19 protein-coding genes and 2 pseudogenes are annotated in these 21,589 nt (G+C 63.3%); 8 read left to right on the top strand and 13 right to left on the bottom strand.

From position 1 onward, the window contains the following. Positions 1–140 (top strand): annotated as a pseudogene (locus ACKOED_RS12980) (IS5/IS1182 family transposase); the annotation flags it as partial. Between the two features lie 52 nt (positions 141–192). Here the strand turns inward: ACKOED_RS12980 and ACKOED_RS12975 are convergent. Beyond that, positions 193–2,037, bottom strand: coding sequence for a hypothetical protein (locus ACKOED_RS12975; RefSeq protein WP_408917017.1), 1,845 nt, complete (start codon positions 2,035–2,037; stop codon positions 193–195). A 2-nt stretch (positions 2,038–2,039) separates the two neighbouring features. Between ACKOED_RS12975 and ACKOED_RS12970 the strand changes: the two genes are divergently transcribed. Next, positions 2,040–3,707, top strand: a complete 1,668-nt coding sequence (locus tag ACKOED_RS12970; protein WP_408917016.1) for an ATP-binding cassette domain-containing protein — start codon at positions 2,040–2,042, stop codon at positions 3,705–3,707. On the opposite strand, the gene ACKOED_RS12965 is transcribed toward ACKOED_RS12970, so the two are convergent. Next, a complete protein-coding gene (locus ACKOED_RS12965; protein ID WP_408917015.1) occupies positions 3,704–4,432 on the bottom strand; it encodes an NTP transferase domain-containing protein in 729 nt (242 codons plus the stop codon). The two genes, ACKOED_RS12970 and ACKOED_RS12965, sit on opposite strands and share 4 nt — an antisense overlap. Here ACKOED_RS12965 and ACKOED_RS12960 point away from each other — a divergent pair. Together ACKOED_RS12960 and ACKOED_RS12955 are read left to right on the top strand one after the other, a co-directional pair. After that, positions 4,425–5,303, top strand: a complete 879-nt coding sequence (locus ACKOED_RS12960) for a phytanoyl-CoA dioxygenase family protein (protein ID WP_408917014.1) — start codon at positions 4,425–4,427, stop codon at positions 5,301–5,303. The genes ACKOED_RS12965 and ACKOED_RS12960 overlap by 8 nt on opposite strands. Before the next feature lie 33 nt (positions 5,304–5,336). After that, positions 5,337–6,491 carry a glycosyltransferase family 4 protein gene (locus ACKOED_RS12955; RefSeq protein ID WP_408917013.1) on the top strand — a complete coding sequence of 385 codons (1,155 nt, stop codon included), beginning with the start codon at positions 5,337–5,339 and terminating at the stop codon, positions 6,489–6,491. On the opposite strand, the gene ACKOED_RS12950 is transcribed toward ACKOED_RS12955, so the two are convergent. Then, positions 6,467–7,459 carry a hypothetical protein gene (locus tag ACKOED_RS12950; RefSeq protein WP_408917012.1) on the bottom strand — a complete coding sequence of 331 codons (993 nt, stop codon included), beginning with the start codon at positions 7,457–7,459 and terminating at the stop codon, positions 6,467–6,469. The two genes, ACKOED_RS12955 and ACKOED_RS12950, sit on opposite strands and share 25 nt — an antisense overlap. A gap of 67 nt (positions 7,460–7,526) precedes the next feature. Between ACKOED_RS12950 and ACKOED_RS12945 the strand changes: the two genes are divergently transcribed. The 3 genes from ACKOED_RS12945 to ACKOED_RS12935 are packed head-to-tail and all read left to right on the top strand — an operon-like array spanning position 7,527 to position 10,262. Then, on the top strand, positions 7,527–9,071 hold the full coding sequence (locus ACKOED_RS12945; protein ID WP_408917011.1) for a xylulokinase: 1,545 nt from the start codon (positions 7,527–7,529) through the stop codon (positions 9,069–9,071). Next, positions 9,064–9,693 (top strand): CDP-alcohol phosphatidyltransferase family protein, encoded by a 630-nt coding sequence (locus ACKOED_RS12940; protein WP_408917010.1) that lies wholly within the window; start codon positions 9,064–9,066, stop codon positions 9,691–9,693. The genes ACKOED_RS12945 and ACKOED_RS12940 overlap by 8 nt, the downstream gene beginning before the upstream one ends. Further along, the gene (locus ACKOED_RS12935; RefSeq protein WP_408917009.1) at positions 9,690–10,262 is read left to right on the top strand and encodes a DUF4833 domain-containing protein; all 573 of its coding nucleotides are present in this window, start codon (positions 9,690–9,692) and stop codon (positions 10,260–10,262) included. Before ACKOED_RS12940 ends, ACKOED_RS12935 begins: the two co-directional genes overlap by 4 nt. Here the strand turns inward: ACKOED_RS12935 and ACKOED_RS12930 are convergent. Both ACKOED_RS12930 and ACKOED_RS12925 read right to left on the bottom strand, forming a co-directional pair. Beyond that, complete coding sequence (locus ACKOED_RS12930) at positions 10,240–10,728, bottom strand: phosphatidylglycerophosphatase A (protein WP_408917008.1); 489 nt, start codon at positions 10,726–10,728, stop codon at positions 10,240–10,242. The genes ACKOED_RS12935 and ACKOED_RS12930 overlap by 23 nt on opposite strands. After that, complete coding sequence (locus ACKOED_RS12925) at positions 10,725–11,462, bottom strand: CDP-alcohol phosphatidyltransferase family protein (RefSeq protein WP_408917007.1); 738 nt, start codon at positions 11,460–11,462, stop codon at positions 10,725–10,727. Before ACKOED_RS12925 ends, ACKOED_RS12930 begins: the two co-directional genes overlap by 4 nt. Before the next feature lie 74 nt (positions 11,463–11,536). On the opposite strand from ACKOED_RS12925, the gene ACKOED_RS12920 reads away from it, so the two are divergent. After that, positions 11,537–12,505 carry a glycosyltransferase family A protein gene (locus ACKOED_RS12920; protein WP_408917006.1) on the top strand — a complete coding sequence of 323 codons (969 nt, stop codon included), beginning with the start codon at positions 11,537–11,539 and terminating at the stop codon, positions 12,503–12,505. Positions 12,506–12,670: 165 nt separating this feature from the next. Here ACKOED_RS12920 and ACKOED_RS12915 read toward each other — a convergent pair. From ACKOED_RS12915 to ACKOED_RS12880, 8 genes and pseudogenes are all read right to left on the bottom strand, one after another. Beyond that, positions 12,671–13,843: pseudogene (locus ACKOED_RS12915) on the bottom strand (ABC transporter substrate-binding protein). A 37-nt stretch (positions 13,844–13,880) separates the two neighbouring features. Then, entirely contained in the window at positions 13,881–14,957 is a 1,077-nt protein-coding gene (locus ACKOED_RS12910; protein ID WP_408917005.1) for a branched-chain amino acid ABC transporter permease, read from the bottom strand. A 2-nt stretch (positions 14,958–14,959) separates the two neighbouring features. After that, a complete protein-coding gene (locus ACKOED_RS12905) occupies positions 14,960–15,874 on the bottom strand; it encodes a branched-chain amino acid ABC transporter permease (protein ID WP_408917004.1) in 915 nt (304 codons plus the stop codon). Position 15,875: 1 nt separating this feature from the next. Then, positions 15,876–16,598 carry an ABC transporter ATP-binding protein gene (locus ACKOED_RS12900; RefSeq protein WP_408917003.1) on the bottom strand — a complete coding sequence of 241 codons (723 nt, stop codon included), beginning with the start codon at positions 16,596–16,598 and terminating at the stop codon, positions 15,876–15,878. Continuing rightward, complete coding sequence (locus tag ACKOED_RS12895) at positions 16,595–17,338, bottom strand: ABC transporter ATP-binding protein (RefSeq protein ID WP_408917002.1); 744 nt, start codon at positions 17,336–17,338, stop codon at positions 16,595–16,597. The genes ACKOED_RS12900 and ACKOED_RS12895 overlap by 4 nt, the downstream gene beginning before the upstream one ends. A 9-nt stretch (positions 17,339–17,347) precedes the next feature. Further along, positions 17,348–19,432, bottom strand: coding sequence for a hydantoinase/oxoprolinase family protein (locus ACKOED_RS12890; protein WP_408917001.1), 2,085 nt, complete (start codon positions 19,430–19,432; stop codon positions 17,348–17,350). A gap of 17 nt (positions 19,433–19,449) precedes the next feature. Further along, the gene (locus ACKOED_RS12885; RefSeq protein WP_408917000.1) at positions 19,450–21,216 is read right to left on the bottom strand and encodes a hydantoinase B/oxoprolinase family protein; all 1,767 of its coding nucleotides are present in this window, start codon (positions 21,214–21,216) and stop codon (positions 19,450–19,452) included. An 8-nt stretch (positions 21,217–21,224) separates the two neighbouring features. Next, positions 21,225–21,589: biotin transporter BioY (locus ACKOED_RS12880; protein WP_408916998.1), on the bottom strand; the 365-nt coding region annotated here is incomplete at its 5' end.

Raw genomic sequence — 21,589 nt, 5'->3', positions numbered from 1 at the left:
TGATCGAGCGCTGCTTCAACAAACTCAAGAACTCCCGTAGGCTTGCAACACGATACGACAAGACAACAGAAAGCTATCTCGGTTTCGTTCTCATCGCCTCAGCACGCCTCTGGTGCAGACACTTTGTCAACACCACCTAAGCGTCCGAAAACTTTGGGTTGTTGTTTCATGGTTCGCCATGCCATCTGGCCCTCATGGCGCACGATCCCGCGTGTCAAACACCACGAGGCCTCCGGCTCTGGAGGCATGGTGCGAGGCAAAGCCGGGGCCCATGTCCGGGAAAAAATCGATCTCGCCGGCGGTTTCCTCAACAAAAGCATCGGGAGAAAGCCCGGAAATTCGCATCGGGCTCAGACCCTCGCCGTAGTAACGGCTACTGAATTGCATCAGCCGCGCCAGCGAACCGTCCGGCTGGCGTCCGAGGAATCCGGCATTCCGGCCCGTCCCGTTCCGCGCATGGCCGTAGAGCCCCTTCGCATTGACCGGGTGAGGCAGAAATGGGCCAGACAACAGGTCCTCCGCCATGTAGATCTCCAACTGACGATTGGGCATGTCGCGTTTGACCGAAGTGAGCAGATACCACAGGCCCTGATGCTGTATAACCATCGAGTCGGTGGCGTCCAACCGCCACAGAAGGCGCCTCACCAGCCGCCACCGGTCCGGCCAGCGCTCGCAGACAAACAGGTCGATTGAACCGCGCTCGTGGGTCTCGGGGATCATGTAGTAATCGCCACCATGCTGAAACACGAAGGGGAAAGAGGCGTGGCAGTCGAGTGCCGCAAATCCTGGTTCAAACACGAGGGGCACGGCGGACAAAATCCCGCAGCGGCTGTCAAGCTCAATCGCCATCAGATTGCCACGGTCCATCGCGAAGCTGAATTGCTCGACGAAGAGCCAGATATGCTCGTCACGGACGACAATGAACGGGTCGGCGTAGTAGCCATAGTCCGGTGAAGGGATGGCCACCGTCTCGCCAGTCGAGACACGCCTGATCTTGACGGTAAAATGCTCCTTGCGGCTCCTGCGGAAACCATCGATCCATGTGTCATCCAAGACCCGCAACCGATGATAAACACGGTCAGCCGCTTTAATTGCGGCACGATAGCCGCGGATGGCGGGATCAGCCCAAAGCGGCACCCACGCCGGGACGAAGTTGCGAGTCGAAATGCCGCGATAAGGCGCCGCCGAACTGATATCGATTTCCGCGTCCGCCGGCTCGAAACGCCCCTCATAGGCGGCCTTGGCCAGCAGGCAGTTCAGCAAGGCCTGGTCATGCTTGTGAAATGGCGCATAGTCCGGCGGCACAATGTGATCCGGGATCAGGGCATGGTCGCTCCATGCCTCGACAAGCTCCTGCCCCAAGGGCAGCCTGGTATCGAAGCCGACTGCGCCCGCCGCATATTCACGGAAATGCCGCGCTTCGGGCGGAACCACCAGCGCATCCATGACGCGCGGATCGCATTTCTTCTCCAGCGGCATCTGGCTGCGAAGACCCCAGAAGCCCTGAAAGCCCAGTTCCGCCAGCACCGCGTCGAGCGGCCGTTTCAGCACCGTCGCACTGTCGAACCAAAGGACACGGCCGGGCGCGGTTCGCACAACCTCCCGGATAATGAGCGGCTTCCAGGCATAGCTTCCGGCGGAGAGCGCAACATGGGGCGGATAGTCGGAAAACCTGAATGTCCGCACAGCGGCCCAGCCGAAACGGCCGGCGAGGACTGCCCTGTCTTCAGCGGTGAGCCCCAGATCATAGACGATCCAAGCCGCTTTCCGGTCCTCGCCGTGGCGCGCGGCCGAGAGCAGGAACTGAAACAGGGTGCGGGCAAAACGATGGTCAGCCGCCGTGACGATGATTGGCGGTGGATCCCGCGCAGGTGTCATGGAACTCCCCCGATCCGGAACGCCCCGGACGGCGCACGGCAAGACCCGCATAACGCTATTGTTATGGCCGGAGAAACTGTCTATCAACTGCCCCGCCCGGCGGCAAGTTTCCTTGGCTGCGCCGGTTGCCGATCGTTGATAAACAAGAGGTTTTTCCACTCGTGACGGCCAGCTTCAAGCAACTCATACCGCTGCTTCTGTTCCTGTGGTCGCACGCGCCTCAGCGCCTGAAGTACCTTGTAGCAGGACTGGCGCTTGTCGCCGGCTTATCGCGCAATCTGGTGATGAATATCGTGAACCAGGCGGCGGCGGCGCCCCTTGATCAGGCCATTTCCTACTGGCTGCCGATATTCATCTTGTCTTTCGTCGTGGTCGTCGGCTCCTCTTTTGCCTATCAGGTCATTACCACGGTCGCTACGACTCAGGTGATCAACAATGTTCGATTGAAGTTGATCGCCAGGCTCCTCAAGGTCCAGCCTTCGTTCCTGGACAAACGCGAGCATGGCGCCTTGTACCACATCATGACCACCGATGTGAGCATGGTCGCCGGGTTTACGAGTACTATTCTCAACCTGCTTCCGGCTTTCATCTTCCTCGCGATCGCTATCCCGCAGCTTTTCTCCTACTCGATGATCGCCGGCTTTTTTGTCGTGCTCGTGATGATTGGCGGCATCCTGGCCTACCACGTGCAGCAAACGGCCATGGCGACGCTCAATGCCGATGCCCGGGCGCTTGAAGTCGCTTACTTCGAGCGTGTTTCGGAGATGTTGCGCGGGTTCCGTGAATTGCGGCTTCACCATGACCGGCGCCAGAGTTTTGTGGGCGATGTGAACAATGTTCTTTCAAATCTCAGGCGGTTGCTGATCAAAGTAACCCGCGTCTACGAAACCGCGGAATCAGCCGTCATCGGCCTCAGGTTCCTGCTGTTTGGCGGCATCGTGTTTCTGGTGCCATTCATGGCGCATACCGAAACCGCGGTGACCTTCCAGATCCTCACACTGGTGCTGTTTTCGCTCACGCCCTTCGAACAGATCGTGATGAGCTATCCCGCTGTTATTGGCACCATCGTTTCCTACGTCCGCATCGACGATCTGGTGAAAGACCTCGAACCTTTCGACCGCATCCCGGACCGGCCGGTGGAAAAGGCCTCGCCATTCAACAAGATCAACTTGCGTGACATACGCGCCAAGTACGACTCGCGCGAGACCAGCGCATTTGAGCTCGGTCCGCTGGATTTCGAATTGAAGCGCGGCGAGGTCGTGTTCCTTGTGGGCAGCAACGGCTCCGGCAAGACCACTTTCATGAATGTACTGGCCGGCCTTCTCGACCCCGTTTCCGGAACCATTGAAGTTGACGGCGTGGTGCTGAAACCGGAGGACATGAACCAGTATCGCGCGCAGTTCTCGGCGATCTTCACCACGTTCCATGTTTTCCGGCAGCTTTACGGGCTGGAAGGCACGCCGGCGGAAATCGCTGACGAAACGGTGGAACGGGTGCGGCTCAGCGGCATCACCAGTATCCGCAGCGAAGGAATCAGCAGGCTCGACCTTTCGGCCGGGCAGCGGCGGCGTCTGGCTCTGGCGATCGCTCTTCTCGAAGACCGCAATGTGATGATCCTCGACGAGTTCGTGGCCGATCAGGACCCCGAACAGCGGGAGTATTTCTTCGGGACCCTGCTTCCATGGCTTAAGTCACGGGGCAAGACCCTGGTCATCTCCACCCATGACTTGCACTGGCTGCCTTATTGCGACCGCGTAATCACGTTCCAGAACGGCAAAGTCACCGAACAGGCGCAAGGCAAGCCGGAAAGAATCGCCGCCGCGTCCTAACGAGCTTGCTGCAGCCGCGGCCAGAGATGCCGCTCAACACTCTCCAGCATCTCTTCATCGTCAATTTCCCCCCACAGCAGATCGTCAACCCGGAGACACTGGATGGGAACCGAACTGGCGGCGGCGACTATGGCGCTCTCATAATCGCCGCCTGGTGTTTCAGCCCCAGGCCGGCGTAATTGCCGGACCAGATCGTCCGAAACCTTCAGAATGCCGACGAGTTCGCCGAACGGCTCATCGGCATGGGCAGACCTCGCCTTCGACATATTGCGCAAGCGGCTTTCACCGCCATCTGCCCAGACATAGACCTCGTCTCCCGCTCCGGTTGGTCCGGAGGTCAGCACAATGTTTCCGCCGCGCGCGGCCACGACCGCGTCCAGCGCCCGTGGCTCATAAATGATATCGGACTCAAGCAGCAGAAACGGCGGCTCAACTTCATCGAGTCCGACCCTCAGGCTCTCGAAACTTCCCCGCTCGGCATACTGCGGGTTGAACTGGAAGGAGATTTTCAAACCATGCGGCGCCTGAATCTCCGTATAGCGGCCAGCGAGATGGCCAGTCACGATCAGCGCGTCGCGAATACCCGCCCGCGCCAGCAAAGAAAGAGAACGCGCGATGAGCGCCTGGCCGCCAACCTCGATCAAACCTTTCGGAATTTTCTGGCCTCTCGGCCCCATCCGCACGCCGCGGCCGGCCGCCAGTATCAGCGCTCTCTCGATGGTCAAGTCATTCCCCGGACACTGCGCGGAAAGCCAACATAAGCGGCCGTCCCGCCAACAAAAACCTCGACAATTCCGGGGCGCTGTAGCATCCTCACCGTCGTTGTCAAGCTCATCGAGTTCCATGCAGCTCACACCACAACAGATCGACGAATTCCGGCAAAATGGCTATCTTATCATCCGGGGCCTTTTCACCGGACAAAGCCTCGCAAATGTGCTCCGCTGGACCAGCGATGTCGAAGCGTGGCCGGAAACACCCGGCAAGGCGATGAAATACTTCGAGACGTCGAGTCAGGGAGGCGCGCGGCTGCTGCAGAGGATCGAAAACTTCTATCCTTTTCACGATGGCTTCCGGCAGCTTTGCGAATCATCGGAAATGCAGGGCATCGCCACCCAGCTGCTGGGCGCAGATGCCGTGCTGTTCAAGGAGAAGATCAATTTCAAGCTGCCGGGCGGCGCCGGCTTCGAGCCTCACCAGGATGCGCAGGCGGATTGGGGCCGCTATTCGAGTTTTCACATCACCGCAATGGTGAGCGTTGATCCCTGCACTCTGGAGAACGGCTGCCTTGAAATGGTCGCCGGTTATCATGACCGCGGCCTTATTGGCGATCTATGGAAGCCGCTCGACAGTGCGCAGATGGCGGGCATGGATTTCATTGCGGTGCCGACCGCGCCGGGCGATGCCATATTCTTCGATTCCTACGCGCCTCACCGCTCGGCACCCAATCACACCAGCCAGCCGCGCCGCGTGCTTTACATCACTTACAACCGCCGCGCCGATGGCGATTGGCGCCAGCAATACTATGCCGACAAGCGTAAGAGTTTCCCGCCGGATTGCGAACGCGAAGCTGGCAAGGTCTATGAATACAAGGTCTGACACGGGCTCCGGCGGATTGTTGCATGGCCAGTCATGAGAGTGCTTCTGGTCTGTCCCTATGACCCGAACCGTCATGGTGGCGTCCAGCGCCACATTCACGCACTGGCCAAGGCGCTCGCATCCCATGGCCATGAAACGCTGATCCTCGCGCCTGGCGGCGCAGCAGCCCCAAAACTTGGCCTACGGCGGATCGGCCGGATGCGGAGCATTGCCTTCGCAGGAACCCGGTTCGAGATTTCCTGGGCCAGCAAAGAAGACATTTCTGGCTTGCAACGCGAACTAGACGCTTGGCGGCCAGATATTGCGCATTTTCACACGCTGTGGGACCCGCTGATGCCCTATCAGGTGTTCCGTGAGATTGTTGCGCCGCGCGTTGCAACTTTTCACGATACGCCCCCAGCGGGGTTGATGGGCACCGCGCTGAAGACGCTCTTCAAACCGCTCAGCCGCTATCTGCTGGGCCAGCTGGATGGCGCCATTGCCGTTTCGGAGGCGCCGCTCGGCCATTTACGCCCGGGCCGCAATGCAGCGGTTCCTGTTATTCTACCCCCCGCGATCGACCTGTCGCCATTCTTCGCCATCACGAAGACCCAGACGTCACGGCCCCGCATTCTGTTTCTCGGGCGGCTGGAACCGCGCAAAGGCATTCACGTGCTGCTTGATGCGTTCACGCTGCTGGCGCGGGGAGATATCCCTCTCACGCGAACCACGGCCCCGCCACAGCTCGTCCTGGCGGGGGACGGCGACTTGCTGCCGGCGGTTCTCGCGCGGCGCGCGCAGCTGGGCGATCAGTGGATCACCCATGTGCCCGCCCCTTCACATGAGCGCCAGCTGAGCCTTCTGGCGGAAGCAGCGCTAGCGGTTTCGCCCGCCCTCTATGGCGAAAGTTTCGGCATCGTGCTGGCAGAAGCGCTGGCCACCGGAACGCCAATCGCCGCCGCCGCCAATGCCGGCTACCGGACCGTGCTGACCGGCACCGGAGAAGCGCTTCTGGTACCGCCTGGCGATGCGCCAGCTCTGGCACGCAAACTCGCCACCTTGCTCGCCAGCCCTGCCGAGTGCGAACATCTCGCAAAATGGGGACGCCAGCATGCCCGCCAATATGACATTGCCGCCCGGATCGGCGATTTCGAAAGCGTCTACCGCGACGCCATCGCCCGCCATCAACGTTCGAAGGAAGACGGCTGAGGAAACGCCCTGTTGAGAAAATCCCTGGCCAGCCGTTCGGTGGTGCGATTCGGCCGCGCGCCGAAGTTATCATTGAGCGTCACCCATTTCGGCCAGCGGCGGCGGACCTTCCACAAGGCATAAGCGGTGACGGGCCAGATGTTTTCGAGCGGCACATACCCGCAGCATTCGCGCAGCACATCCCCACCCGCTCTCTTGCCCAGGTTCCCCGACAGCAGCAGCTGCGGATAGAGATACTCCGGCGCGATGTTTCCACGCGCCCGGAAGCGCGATTGCCGGGTGAGCCGGAAGGCGTCCGGGAATTTCTCCATCATGCACTGCCACTGCCGCTTGTTCACCAGCAGCGGAACATGGTTCGCATAGCGCCGCCGCGCAGGCCCGAAAGCTTCATCGAGCAGCCGGTTGGACTCGGCCAATGCGAGGTTCCATGGCCGTTCAGCTTCCGGCCTGCGAATGGCCGCATAAACCGGCGTCAGCTTGCCGCGCTCAAACACCAGGACCTTGCCTTGCATGTCAATAAAATCCGCGGGCCTCACCGGGCGGAGCAGCAGCATGTCGTCTTCCAGATAGAGGAAATTCTCCGACAGGCCCGGAATGAGATGCATGTGGCTGACGATCGCAAAGGAATTGAACGTCGGCAGGATGGCGGCCGGCATGATTTCGTCATGGTGAATAACGCTCAGGCGCGGATGCGCGGCAACCAGCCAGCCGGGCCTCTGCGGCCGGCAGGTGAGGAGGTAGATGTGCCTGATCCATGGCGCATTGCGCTCCACCGCCCGCAGGCCAAACCGCAGGAGTTCAAGATTGTCGCGGGTGCGCGATGGGTCCGTGTCGGGGGCCGCGGTGGCGTACGCCTTGAGCTGGTCGAGATAGCCCGGCGCGGAATCGTCCACCCAGGTGATCACCGCATCGATGGCTTTGGTGTCTGCCCGTGACCGTCTTGACCCTTCCAGTTCCTCGATTAACAAGACAATTGACCTTCCCCGGCAAATTTCCGATACGCTGTTAGACTGGCGTCACAGTTCCTAGCATAGCGTGGGCAAAGACCTCATCATATCTGTCGATGTCGGTACGACCAGTCTGAAAGCCGGCCTGGTTGACAGAGGCCTGAATGTGCTGTTCGCCGCCAGTCAGCCCTATGAAGTCTCCTATCCGGGGGCGGGTTGTGCCGAGCAGAAGCCTCAGGACTGGTGGCGCGCGGTGCGTCTCGGCCTCATCGATCTGTCGCAGCAGTGTGGCGGCCTCAGGCAGCGCGTGGCAGGCATTATCTTTGCATCGCAGATGTGCGGCGTCGTCGCCACTGACGAATCGGCTAACCCGCTGCGGCCCTGTCTGATCTGGCTGGACAAGCGGGCCGCCGCAATCGCCCGCGAAGCGATGGCGGGCGGCCCCCGTGTTCTCGGCTATGGCGCTTTCAAGCTGCTCACCTCGCTGTACTTCACCAATGGCGCACCGGCACTCAACGGCATGGACCCTCCAGCCAAGATGCTGTGGATCAAACGCCATGAGCCCGAAGTGTGGAAACGGACGTACAAACTGCTCGATGTCAAGGATTGGCTGGTGTTCCGGGCTACGGGCCAAGCAGTGACGACCGCGGATGTCGCCAATCTCACCTGGATGATGGATACCCGCGCGGGGCATGAGGGGTGGTCGGACTACCTGATCAACCGCTTTGGCCTGAGCCGCAGCCTGCTTCCCGCCATCGTCCAGGGAACCGACTCGCCTGGCGGCCTCACCGCCAATGCCGCCGCCGAACTGGGGCTGCCTGAAGGCTTGCCGGTGTTCGCCGGGGCCGGCGACGTTTGCGCCGCGGCGATCGGCAGCGGCGCCGTGGAGGACGGCGAGCTCCATATTTCGCTCGGCACAAGTTCGTGGATCAGCGGTTTCTATCCGGGCCGCCGCCTGGTGGCCAGCGAGGGTTACGCAACCATCGTGAGCCCCGTCGGCAACCGGCCACTGCTGATTGCCACGCAGGAGAGCGCCTGCGCTTGCATCGACTGGCTGGACCGGCTTACCGGCCCCCATGACGAGAAAGCGCCGGCAAGCCCGGTGGATCCGCCCATGTTTCTGCCCTGGCTTGCGGGAGAGCGGGTGCCCGTTGACGATAACCGGCTGCGCGGCGCGTTCCTCGGGCTTTCGCTGCAGCACGGCCGCCAGAGCCTGCGCCAAGCGGTAACCGAAGGCGTGGCGCTCAACACCCGCTGGGCCTTTCAATCGGTGGTCAGGCGGCGCGGCACCCGCCAGACGCCAGTCATCCGCGCGGTGGGCGGCGGCACCGAAAACCGCGCCCTGTGCCAGGCGGTCGCCGATTGCCTGGGCATCGAAATCGCGGTGGCGCCGGCACCACGCATGGCGGGCGTGCGTGGCGCCGGAGCCGTCGCCGCCACAGCGCTGGGCTGGTATCCCACGGTGTGGGAAAGCGTCCGCGCCACCAACCGGGCGGCTGAAATCCGCTTCCTGCCGGATGCCGCCCGGCAGGCCTATTTCGACCGCAGGTTCGCCCTTTTTCTCGATTCTTATCGGCGCAACGCTCCGTGGTTCCGGGCGCTGTTCGCAAGCTCTGGAGCCGCCAGTGATTGACGGTCTGTTCAAGAAGTATATCGACCCCCTGTGGGAAATGCCGGCAAAGCCGCTGGCCCGCCTGTTCACCGCCAATCAGGTCACGTTCATCGGCCTCGCCCTGGTGACGGCAGTGAGCCTCGCCTATGTCTGGCACGGCTCCGCGTTCTGGTACGCGGTGACACTGGCGGTCGCCTTTTCGGCAGACTCGCTCGACGGCGCGGTAGCCCGGCTGCGCGGCGAGCGTTCGGCCTTCGGCGGCTATCTCGACGCCGTCGTGGACCGCTATCAGGAACTGGCCGCGCTAGCCGCGCTCGCCTATGTCAATGACGCCTGGTCGGCGGCCTTCTTTGCGCTGTCAGGCTCATTTCTGACGAGCTACCTCAAGTCACGGGTAGCCATGGAAACCGCGGTCGACAACAACGCCTGGCCGGACCTGTTCGAGCGGCAGGAGCGCATCTTCTTCATTTGTCTGGCGCTTCTGTGCCAGAGCCTGTTCGGCGGCAGCCTGGCCGTCACCGGCGGCGTCATCCCCCCGGCCCTGTGGCTTCTCGCGGTGCTGACCCATGCCACGGCGCTGCAACGGTTTCTCCGGGCACGGAAGATTCTGAAAGCTCTTCCCCGGAAAGACCAGCCATCATGACATACGGCAACGGGATTCTTCGGAATTCGATCTTGCTTGCGCTTCTGGTGCCGCTCGTTGCTGCGGCGTTCCTGCCGGCTGCCCGGGCTTCGCATGTCACGGGCTTCAACAGCTACCCGGCGCCACATGAGGAAAATCAAATATTCTTCGTTCAGCGGTCGATGAACCCCAACACAGCGGTCTATACGGCGCGGCTTGATGACAAGGGCATGCTCGACCAGAAGCGGCCGGTCGATGTGTTCTGGCGGCGCTACAATGACGAGGGCGAGAAGCAGAAACTTTCCTTTCTTGAGCGAACCGCTGCCTTCGGCGTAACCGTGGAACGCGTGCGTAACCAGAAATCCGCTTTCCGGGTAAGCATTGTGTCCTATCCGCAACGCCCTGTTTTGCTCACGCTGATTGACGGCCGTCCGCGGCTCGTGGGCCAGGTGGCGGGCGAGCCAGCCGAGCTCATCGCGGCCTATCTTCACCTGGACGAGAGCGGCAGTATTCCTTCGGTGACACGCGTTGACCTCGTCGGCCGCTCGCTGGCCAGCAGCAAGGAACTCAGGGAAAGCTTTGTGCCGTAAAGGCGAGGTGAAGCGCCCAGACGCAGACCGCGGCGGGGATTGCGGCCATGGCGTCATCCAGCATCACGCCGAGGCCGCCATGAATGTTTCTGTCGATCGCCGAGATTGGCCATGGTTTGACGATGTCAAAGACGCGGAACAGCATGAAGCCTGCCAGCCAGGATAACAGCGTTGGCGGGACCAGCACCAGAACCATCAGCATGCCCACCGTTTCATCCCACACGATGGATTGGTGATCTTCCTCGCCAAGCGCCGCGGCCGCCCGGCCGCAGGCCAAGCAGCCCAGTGCGAACAGCAGGGCCGTCAGGCCGGCTTGCCAGCCCCAGTGCAAGGGTGCGGCCAGAACATAGATCACGAAGGCCCCCGCCGCCCCGAAACTTCCGGGCGACCATGGAATAAGGCCGAGCCCGAAGCTCAGGGCCAGCGCGATGGAAGGCTGACGGAGCTGCCCAGGCGCAACCTTCACCGGCTTGCTCCGCGCAACCTCTGGATGATGGCGATCTGCGTATAGACAACGTCGGCCAGCGCATAGGCGAAAATCCACCACAGGAGGGCTGCCGGAGCGGCCAGCACCCAGGCAGCCAGCACAAAGAGCGGGAACAGCCCATCGAGGCCGGAAACGAAGCCGGCCAGGTCCATGCGCGGTTGCGGCCTTTCTTCTTCACGCTGGGCGGACGGCGGAAACCGCAACTCGGCATAAACCCGGCACAGTCGCGCGAAGGTCATGATCCAGGCCGCAATCAGCGCCAGCGGAAGCGCTGCCGTGGAAAACCACGGGCTGGCAGCCGGGTGCCGCGCCAGAATATAACCGGCGGCGCCATATGACACCACCCGGTAGGCTAGGTCGGTCGCGGCATCGAGATACTGACCGAGCCGGCTCGTCTGCCCGGTGATGCGGGCCAGCGTACCGTCGGCGCAGTCGAGGATCATGAACAGACAGGCGAGTGCCGTCACCACTGCAAGCGCCGCGCCCGGCGGCATCCAGGCCGCAGCCAGAACCATCAGAGGCAACAACAGTCCGGCCGCGGCGGTGACCATGATCGGCGTCACCGGCAGATACTGGCAGGCCCATGCGATGAGCAGCGCTGGCGGGCGGTAAAGCACCGCCACGGCCCATTCGGTGGAAAATTCCTCCGCCAGCTTGGTTTCACGGTGATTGCGGATGATCTGCGAAAGACCGAGCCTGTGACCGCTTAACACCAGAAAGTTTCCCGCTGACAATAGAGCAAGCGTTCTCTAACATGCCGCCAGAAACCGGTAAACGCTGTTTGGGAATGATCACCGCCATCGAGGCCTCGCTGCTTCTCGCGGGCGTAGGCGCCGCGGCCGTTGCGGTCCACGATTTTTTCGAGGGCGAGACCCTCGTTCATGATTGTGCCGACGAATGGTGGCTTTCGCGCCGGAGCCTCCAGGAACTGGACTGGGCCTGGCGGCGCAATCCGCGCCGTTCGAATGCCATTGTCTCACTGACCAGCATCCCGAGCCGCCTTGGCCTCATCGAACGCACGCTGAAAAGCCTGCTGCGCCAGACCATTGCGCCCGCCGGCATCGTTCTCAACCTGCCGCGCTTCAGCCGGAGGGAAAACGCCTCCTATGTGCCGCCCGCGTTCCTGGACGGGCTTACCGCCGTCACCATCCGCTGGTGCGAGGATCTGGGCCCGGCGACCAAGCTTCTGCCTTCGCTGCTCCATGAAGCGCGAGAGCAGCAGATCATCGTCGTCGACGACGACCGCATCTATCCATCCACGCTGGTGGAAGACCTGACGCGCGCCTCGGCAAGAGAGCCTGGCATCGCGCCCTGCATGAGCGGCTGGGTGGTGCCCATTGATCTCACCGACCGTCCGACCACGGTGTGGAGCAATCTCCGCATGCTGCCGCCAGCCCCTGTACGGGCGCGGCGGCTTTCAGCGCCGTTCCGCGTCGACATTGTGCAAGGCCTCTCCGGCTATCTCGTAAAGCCTGGTTTCTTCGATCTCGCGGCCGTCAGCGACTACAGCGCAGCGCCGCCCGAGGCCTTCTTTGTGGACGATGTGTGGATCAGCGCGCACTGCCAGGCGCCGCGTTTCGTGATCCCGGCGCGACGCTACAATTATCAGCCGAAACTTCACCGCCGCTTCTACCGTGACACCAGCCTGGGGCGGATCAACCGCGGACCAGGCCCCGATTCACAGCGCAACAATTCGGTGGTGATCCGCCATTTCAAGGACCGTTGGATAATGGCCGAGCGAGTCGAGTTGGCGTAAGAGCCATCTCTCCGGTCCGACGCAGCCCCAGCAGACGCCGCTATGCACCGTTTCCGCACAGCAGGCTCTGCGTTGGCGGCTCCGCGGCCATGCTCCGGCCCATCAATACAAACGGAAAAACGGCCGCCTTGGGGGCGGCCGTTCCACCAAGCCCAATTATGAGGCTTACTTGCTGGCGAGATAGTCGACCGGGATCGGCTCCGAGATCGTCCACTCGTCGACGACCTTGGGCTTGCCGGCGCTGATCTCGGTGATCAGGTAGCGGCCCTTGTTCTGGTGATGGAGCTCGGAGGTGAAGGTGCGCGGGCCGAACAGCGTCGGCTCGTCCTTCATCTTCTCGAGTTCGGCCACCACCGCGTCAGCATCCGTGGTGCCGGCGCGCTCGACCGCCTTGGCCCATACGTCGATCATCACGTAGCCTGGATAGACATACTGGCTGGACGGGTCTGAGCCGGTCGCCGCCTTGTAGGTGGCGTTGAACTCATTGACCTTCGGGTTCGGGTCATCGCCATGCACCGAGCCCTGATCGGGCACGAAGAAGTTGGAGAGATCCGGCACCGCCGACAGCCAGTAGCTGCCCGAGACGCCCGAGCCGTTGAGGATCATCGAGTTGATGCCCGCGGCGCGGATCTGCTTGATGGCCGAGACCGCGCCCGGCATCATGGTGCAGAGCATGATGGCGTCCGGCTCCTTCGGCAGGCTCTTGATGCGGGTGATCTGCGCGGCGATCGAGGCATCGTCGTTCTTGAACGTGTCCTCGCCGACGAGCTTGGCATCCGTAAGCTTCGGCAGCATCCAGTCAAAGACGTCGCTGATGCCATTGTTTTATTCGTTACATGTGTCGAGCAGGCGATAGAAGGTGCGGGCGTTCTTCTTGTTGTAGGCCCATTCCGCCATGGTGGCGCCCTGCACGGCCGCCAGCACCGAGGCCGAGAAGGAGTGGGGGCCAACACCCTGGATGCCGGCCTTGATCGATTCCGCGCAGAGGAAGAAGGAGACCTTGCCCACGCCCTCCGCGGCAAGTGCTGCCGGCGAGCCGAAGTCATAGTCGCAGGACACGACCACGAGGTCAGCGCCCTTGTCGATCACCTCGAGGCCGGCCTTGGCGCCCTCGGCGCGGTCGGTCTTGGTGTCGGCGGCGACGATCTGGATCTGCTTGCCCAGCAGGCCGCCGGCCTTGTTGATCTCGTCGATGCGGATACGCGCCGCGTCTTCCGCCGGCTTGTCATAGGCCTGCATGAAGCCCGATTGCGCGGTGGCGAAGCCCACCACGATATTGTCATCGTCGGCAAAAGCGGCGGGCGCCGCCAGCAGCAGCGCGGCGGCTGCAGCACCCATTCCCAGTTTCAGGTAGTTCTTCATGACGTCCTCCGTTTCAAGTTTTCGCTGTCGTTCCGTCCGCGGAAGCAGGGAGCCTGCCCGCCGCGGAAAGCCTTTTCGATGGCCAGACCAGCTCCCGGTTACGTGTAAGCCCGGTTGGCCGGTACATCAAGATTACAATCATGACAACGCCGATGGCGATTTCCTGCACCCCCAGCGGCAGCGCGAAGACCGTGCCACCGAGGTCCACGCCCTTCTCCAGCCAGCGCAGCAGCTGGATGATGATCGACAGCACCACGACGCCCAGAACGGCGCCCGAGAGCGAATTCATGCCGCCCACCACCAGCATGGAAAGGGTGATGAAGGTGAGGCCCAGGTAGAAAGTATCGGGCGTCACCACCCCCACCGAATGGGCGAACATCGCCCCGCCCAGCCCCATCATGGCGCCCGAGATCGTAAAGGCAATGAGGCGCTCGCGCGGAATGTCGACGCCTGAGGCGGCCGCCGCCGTGGCCTCGTCGCGGGCCGCCCGCAGCGCCAGGCCGGAGCGCGAGATGGCGTGGAGATAGGCCACGATCACCACCACCACCGCGCAAATGAAGTAAGGCCAGATCACCCGCACGATGGGAATGCCGACGACCGAGCTCTGGGCGCCGGTGACGCTGTCCCAGTTGGAATAGACCTGGATGATCACCGCCAGCACCGCGAAGGTGGCGATCGAGGCGGCGATGCCGGAAAGCCGCATCAGCACCTTGCCGATGAGATAGGCGCAGACCGCCGCGAACACCGCCGCCGCGATGAGGCCGAGGCTGTAATGCAGCTTGGCGTTGAGGATGATGTCCGGCAGGCCCTTGAGCTTCGATTTCTTCATGGCCGGCAGGATGGTGAGCCAGGCCGTCATATAGGCGCCGAGGCAGGTGAAGCCGATATGGCCGAAGGAGATGACCCCGGAATTGCCGATGAACACATAAAGCCCGACCACCAGCACGACGCGGATGAAGATCTCGATGATGGTCTGGTTGAACGGCCCGGAACCCACCAGCACCGCGGCCAGCGCCAGCGCCGCCAGGATGGCGATCAGGATCACCGGCGTCGTCCAGGTCTGGGCCAGGATGGAGGGGCGCTCGCTCATCCTCACACCCTCTGCTTCGCGGCCTTGGCGGAGAACAGGCCATTGGGCCGCCAGATCAGCATGACGATCACCGCGCCATAGACGAAGGCATCGCGGAAGGGGCGCGCGTCAGGCGGCAGCACCACCTGCATGATCACCGTCGCGGCGCCGATCAGATAGCCCGCCAACACCGCGCCGGGCAGGCTGCCGAGCCCGCCGATCACCGTGGCGACGAAGGCGACCAGCATCAGATTGGCGCCCATCTGGATGTCGACGGTGCCGGTCTGGGTGACCAGGATGAGGCCGATGGCAGCGGCCAGCATGCCGCTCACCGCGAAGGCCAGCATGATCACCAGATTGGCGCGCACCCCCAGCATGCGGGCCATGGTGAAGTTCTCGGCCGCGGCGCGCATTTCAAGCCCGAAGCGGGTGCGCTTCAGGAAGGTGGTGAGCGCCAGCAGGATGACGATGGTGACCACGATGGTGATGACCTGCAGGGGTGGAATGCGGGCGCCGAATATCTCAACCTGCTGCGACAGGTTCGACCACAGGTCGATGGACTTTGGCCGGCTCGAATAAAGCATGAGCAGGAAATATTTGATGACGAAGCCCAGCGCGAAGGAGGCGATCATCATGGTCGCCGGATTGGCGTTGCGGAAGCGCCGGAACACCACGATCTCCGACAATACCGAGAGCCCCGCCCCGATGGCCAGGATCAGCGGCACCAGCAGCACGGTGGGCAGCTTGCCGAGGAATACAATCGCCGCGGCATCAATCGACGGCCACAGCATGGCGAAGACGCAAAACGAGATGTAATCGCCATGCGCGAAGTTGACGAGCCGCATGACGCCAAAGATCAGCGCGATGCCGAGCGCTCCCAGCGCATAGAGGCTGCCGAGGCTCAGGGCATCGAAGAGGATCTGGAGAAGCGCCGTCATGTCAGTGATCCCCATATCCGAAATAGGCCTGGCGGAGCGCATCGCCCTTCACCAGTTCGCGGGCATCGCCCTCGAGCGCCACTTCGCCCGAGCGCATCAGCACCATGCGCCCGCCGGTGAGCCCGGCGCGGGTGGCGCTCTGCTCGACGATCAGCAGCGTGAGGCCGCGGCTGTCGCGCAGCCGGATCAGGGTCGCGTAGACATCGTCGATCACCTTGGGCGCCAGGCCCAGCGACGGCTCGTCGATGGCGATCAGCCTGGGGCCCGCCATCAGCGCGCGGCCGATCACCAGCATCTGCTGCTGCCCGCCGGAGAGCACGCCCGCCTGCTGATCCTTGCGCTCCTTCAACATGGGAAACACGGCGTAGACCTGCTCCAGGTCGCGCGCTGCCTGGTCCCGGTCGGCGCGCATGCCGGTGCCAAGGCGAAGATTTTCCTCAATCGTCAGGCCGCCGAACACTTCGCGGCCTTCCGGCACCATGGAGAAGCCGAGCCGGGCGATGTCTTCCGGCGCCTTGCCGGCGATCTCACGCCCGGCGAAACGGATGAAGCCCTCGCGCGGCGTCACCACCCCGGCGATGGCCTTGAGCAGCGTCGACTTGCCGGCGCCATTGGGCCCGGTCACGAACAGGGTTTCGCCCTCATTGAGCGTGAGGCTCGCCTTGCGCAGCGCGGTGAGCTGGCCGTAGCGGACGGAAATGGCTTCGACCGAAAGCAGGCTCACAGCACGGCTCCTTCGGCGTCCGCCTGGGTTCCCATATAGGCGTGGCGCACTTTTTCGCTGGCCTTGATGACGGCGGGCGGGCCGACCTCGATCACCTCGCCGGAATCGAGCACGTGGATATGGTCGCAGATGTTGAGCACCAGCCCGATGTTATGCTCGATCAACAACACGCCGCATTTCACCTCGGCAATGATGCGCCGGATGAGCTTTGCCAGATCGCTCGCTTCTTCCGCCGACATGCCGGCCGCCGGCTCGTCGAGCAGCAGATAGGACGGCGCCATGATCAGCGCGCGGCCGATGGCCACGCGGCGCTCGTCCGTATAGGGCAGCCCGCCCGCCATGCGCTCCGCGAGATGCGGAATGCCGATCCAGTCCAGCATCGCCTCGGCCTTGTTCGCCGCCTCGCGGCGGGAAAGGCCGAGCCCGACGCCGGTCACCTCCAGATTGTCGAGCACCGAGAGATCGGAAAACAGCCGCCCCGACTGGAACGTGCGGGCGATGCCCTTCTGCCGCACCTTGTGGGGCGGCATGCCAGTGATGGTTTCACCATCCAGCGTCACGCTGCCTTCGCTCGGCTTCTGGAAGCCAGTCAGCACATTGACGAGCGTGGTCTTGCCCGCGCCATTGGGGCCGATGAGCCCGGTCACCGTCTCGCGCGGCACGTCGAGGGTGACGTTCGACAGGGCGCTCAGCCCTTCGAAGGACACCGAGACGCCGGCAGCTGACAGCGACTGGGCCATGCGCGCGGCCTATTTTCCCTTCCGCGTGATGACATAGGACCCGCTGGCGTCGAGCCGCGCCGTCCAGCCCGGCTCGATGACGATGGTGGTGGTCACCTCCTCGATGATGGCGGGCCCGGCGATGGTGGCGCCCGCGCCGAGTTTCGCGCCGTCATAGATCGGCGTGCGGGTGGGCTTGCCGGAGGCGGCGAAGATCGCCTTGCGGTGGCCTTTGAGCGCCCTGGCGGGCGGCTGGCCCTTCCCGAGCTTCGGGGCCCTGGGCTTGTCAATGCGGCCATAGAGGGTGGACTCAATGTTCACCACCTCCACCGCATTGTGGCGCTCGGAATAGGTGTAGAGCTCCTCGTGGCGGCGGTGGAAGGCGTCCTTCACCTTTTCGATGGTGTTTTCATTGATCGGGAAATTGCCGATGTCGACGGTGCATTCATGCACCTGGCCCACATAGCGCATGTCGAGGCTGCGCTTCACGTCGATCTCGGAGGCCTTGAAGCCGTCCTTCTTCAGATGCGCGATGCCCTGCTTCTCGATCGCATTGAACAGCGTGTCGATGCGCTTGCAGGCGGCGGCATTGTCCAGCCGCACCGGCGCGGTGGCCAGGTAGTTGTATTTGACGTCCGAGATGATCTGGCCAAAGGCGCAGAGACCGGAGGCGAGCTTCGGCAGGATGATGGTGCCGATGCCCATCTCGCGGGCCAGCGCGATGATGTGGGCGGCTGTCGCCCCGCCGGCGCCGACCAGCACGAAATCGCGCGGGTCATAGCCGCGCTCCACCGAGACGCGGCGGATGCCGTTGACCATGTTGTTGTTGACGATGGTGTACATGCCATAGGCGGCGCGCTCCACCGAGATGCCGAGCGGATCGGCCACCTTGTTCTTGATGGCCTTGCGCGCCTTGTCGAGATCGAGCGGCAGCTTGCCGCCGAGCAGGCCCTCCGGATTGAGATAGCCCAGCACCAGATTGGCATCAGACGTGGTGGGCTCGGTGCCGCCCTGGCCGTAGCAGGCGGGGCCCGGCTCCGAGCCCGCCGATTGCGGCCCCACCTGGATGAGGCCCAAAGGATCGATCCAGCCGATCGAGCCGCCGCCGGCACCCAGTGTTTCCACCTGGATCATCGGCACGCCGATGCGGTAGCGCAGGAAATCGATGTTCTTGTTGAGGTTGGTCTGGCCGTCCTTGGTGAGCGTGATGTCGAAAGACGTGCCGCCCATGTCCACCGTGATCACGTTCTTCTTCTTGAACGGCGCCGACACATAGAGCCCGGCCTGCGGGGCCGAGGCGGGGCCGGAATTGATGGCATAGACCGAACGGTCGGTCATTGCCTGGCCGATCGCCAGCCCGCCGTTGGACTGGAAATAGCGCACCGGCTGCTGGGCGCCGAGCGCGCGGAAATAGGCATCGACCGCCTCGACATATCTGCGCATCACCGGCGCCAGATAGGCATTGACCACGGCCGTCGAGGTGCGGGTGTATTCGCGCACCTGCGGATAGAGCTCCGAGCCCACGGTGAGGATCGCCCGCGGCATCATCTCGCGCACGATGGCCGCGGCGCGCTGCTCATGCGCCGGGTTCAGCACCGACCAGACGAAGGAAATCGCCACCGTCTCGACGCCTTCCTTCAGGAACAGGTCGCAGGCCGCCCGCACATCCGCCTCGGCCATGGGTGTCCGCACCGAACCGTCGGACAGCACGCGCTCACGCACGCCCTTGCGCAGGTAGCGCGGCACCAGCATGGTGGCGGCTGGATATTCAGGGTCGTAGCGGAAGCCGTCTTCCTTGTGGCCGTTGCGGATCTCGACCGAATCCTCATGGCCCGCCGTGCAGATGAGGCCGGTCTTGCCGCCGCGGTGGGTAATCAGCGCGTTGAGCCCAACCGTGGTGCCGTTGATGCAGAGATCGCAATCGGAGACGAGCGCCGCCGGGCTGATGCCGAAATCATCGGCGATGAGCTTGAGGCCCGTTTCGATGGCCTTGGTGGGGTCCGACGGCGTGGACAGCGCCTTGAACAGCTTGACCTCGCCGGACGCGCGGTTGGCCACCACGAAATCGGTGAATGTGCCGCCGGCGTCGATGCCGAGGCGATATCTGGTGCGCATGTTTCCCGCTCTCCGCTTCAGGCCGCCGACCGCAGCCGCCTTGTGGCGGCCATGTCGACTTCAAGGGTGCCGGAATCGGCGATCACCACGCCATAATCCTCGCGCGCGCCCCTGACCGAGACGAGCCCGTTCTTCACGTCCCACAGGACTTTCTCGATGGGCCGCTCAAAGGGATTGCCATAGCCGCCGCCGCCGGGGTTCATGTTGGTGACCGTCTCGCCCGGCTTGATGGTTTCCATGATGTTGGTGCGCTTGAGGTCCTGCTTGCCGCCGCGCTTCAACACCACGCGGCCGACCTTGGAGTCGATGTCGCGCGAGCGCGCGCCGGCAGCACCCATGGCCGGAATGCGGCGGCCCTCGCCGAAGCCGATGCACAGCATGTCCTTGTCCAGGGGCTCCACCTCCCAGGCGGTGCCCGAGCCGCCGCGGAACTTCCCCGCGCCGCCGCTGTCAGTCATCAGCGAATATTTGTGGATGATGATCGGGTAGGAATATTCGAGCAACTCGACATCGCCCGAGGTGAGCGCGCCGAAGCAGCACTCGGGGCCAACCGCATGCCAGCCATCCTGCTGCGGCGTGGCGCCGCCACCGGAGATGATGGTGGCCAGCACCATGGTGACGAATTCCTCATTGGTGCGCGAATCCCAGCCGGCGATGTTGAGGCCGTTGGCATGGCCCCAGCTGGCCGCCACCTTGGACGGCATGGCTTTCTCGAAGGCGAGCCGCACCGCGTCGGTGAGGGTTTCCATCGGCGTCGTGGTGCAGTTCATGTGCGGGGCCGGTTCCTGGGCGTTGCAGATCGTGCCCTTCGGCCCGAAATCGACGCTCACGCAGCGGTAGAGGCCCTCGTTGTAGGGCGGTGGCAGGGCCGCGAACATCATCAGGCCCAAATAGACGCCGGAATGCGAGTTGCCCTCATAGGAATTGATGAAATAGGGAATCTGCGGCGGCGAGGAGATGGCGATGTGGCACTTGTCGCCCTTGATCGTCACCGTGGCCTTGATCTCGAAATCGCCAAAGCCGTGGCCCGCGTCCTCGAGAATGGCGACGCCCGCATAGGTGCCGTCCGGCACCGTCTTGATCAGCGCCCGCATGTGGCGGTCCGCCATGTCCAGGAGCTCGTTGATGCAGGCATCGACGGTCTTCTCGCCGTATTTGTCGAGCATGGCGATCAGGTTGCGTTCGCCCACCTGGCAGGCGCCGATCAGCGCGTTGAAGTCGCCCTCCTGGTCGCGCCGCGCCCGCATGTTGGTGAGGATCATGTTGATCACGTCATGGCGGGGCTTGCCGCGGTCCCAGATCTTGACCGGCGGAATGCGCAGGCATTCGGCGTAGATTTCCTTGGCGTTGGGATTGTAGCCGGCGGGCACCGGGCCGCCGATATCGGTCAAGTGGCCCTTGCACACCGTCCAGTAGACCAGCTTGCCCTTGTAGAACACCGGCTTGTACATGCAGGTGTCGATGGCGTGGCTGCCGCCGAAGGCCGGATCATTGTGCAGGATCAGGTCGCCCTCGTGGATATCGCCCGCGAAGAACTTCGCCACCGATTTCATGGCCGGAATGAGCGAGCCCAGATGGATGGGAATGTCCTGGCCCTGCAGGATCATCTCCGGTTTGGCGTTGAACAGCGCCGTCGAATAGTCATGCGCGAGGTTGAACACCGAGGAGCGCGCCGTCTTTTCGAGCGACAGCGTCATCTCGCGCTGCGTGGTTTCGAGCACGCCGCGCACCACGGACAAGGTGATCGGGTCGACGTTCGGCTTGCGCCGGGCCCTGGCTTTCATGGCCGTGCTCAGCCCTTCGCCTGTTTCCAGGCGGCGGTGAGCAGGACGGCGCCCAGCGCCAGTTTGAGGATTTCGGCCGAGATGAACGGCACGAACCCGAGGGTGATGGCCTTTTCAGCGCCAAGCAGCGCTGCGAGCCAGCCGACGCCCAGCGCGTAGATCGCCACCTCGCCGGCAAGCAGCATGACGAGCGCCGAAGGCAGCGTGCGCCCGAAGCCGCGGTCAGCCATGTGGCCCACCACGAAAGCCGCCAGCAGGAAGCCGGCGAGATAGCCGCCGGTCGGCCCCGCCATGTAGGCAAGCCCGGCGCCGGTGGCGAAGACCGGCGCGCCGAACGCCCCCAGCGCCAGCCAGGCCAGCACCGTGGCGGCGC

The sequence above is a fragment of the Aestuariivirga sp. genome, assembly GCF_046093005.1.
Taxonomy (GTDB): Bacteria; Pseudomonadota; Alphaproteobacteria; order Rhizobiales; family Aestuariivirgaceae; genus Aestuariivirga.
This window is presented reverse-complemented; position numbering and strand designations above follow the sequence as displayed.

Coding starts and splice junctions, on each gene's coding strand:
- ACKOED_RS12960 (WP_408917014.1), top strand. CDS start 4,425: ATGGTCAAGTCATTCCCCGGACACTGCGCGGAAAGCCAACATAAGCGG.
- ACKOED_RS12955 (WP_408917013.1), top strand. CDS start 5,337: ATGAGAGTGCTTCTGGTCTGTCCCTATGACCCGAACCGTCATGGTGGC.
- ACKOED_RS12935 (WP_408917009.1), top strand. CDS start 9,690: ATGACATACGGCAACGGGATTCTTCGGAATTCGATCTTGCTTGCGCTT.
- ACKOED_RS12920 (WP_408917006.1), top strand. CDS start 11,537: ATGATCACCGCCATCGAGGCCTCGCTGCTTCTCGCGGGCGTAGGCGCC.
- ACKOED_RS12910 (WP_408917005.1), bottom strand. CDS start 14,957: ATGAGCGAGCGCCCCTCCATCCTGGCCCAGACCTGGACGACGCCGGTG.
- ACKOED_RS12905 (WP_408917004.1), bottom strand. CDS start 15,874: ATGACGGCGCTTCTCCAGATCCTCTTCGATGCCCTGAGCCTCGGCAGC.
- ACKOED_RS12895 (WP_408917002.1), bottom strand. CDS start 17,338: ATGGCCCAGTCGCTGTCAGCTGCCGGCGTCTCGGTGTCCTTCGAAGGG.
- ACKOED_RS12890 (WP_408917001.1), bottom strand. CDS start 19,432: ATGCGCACCAGATATCGCCTCGGCATCGACGCCGGCGGCACATTCACC.
- ACKOED_RS12885 (WP_408917000.1), bottom strand. CDS start 21,216: ATGAAAGCCAGGGCCCGGCGCAAGCCGAACGTCGACCCGATCACCTTG.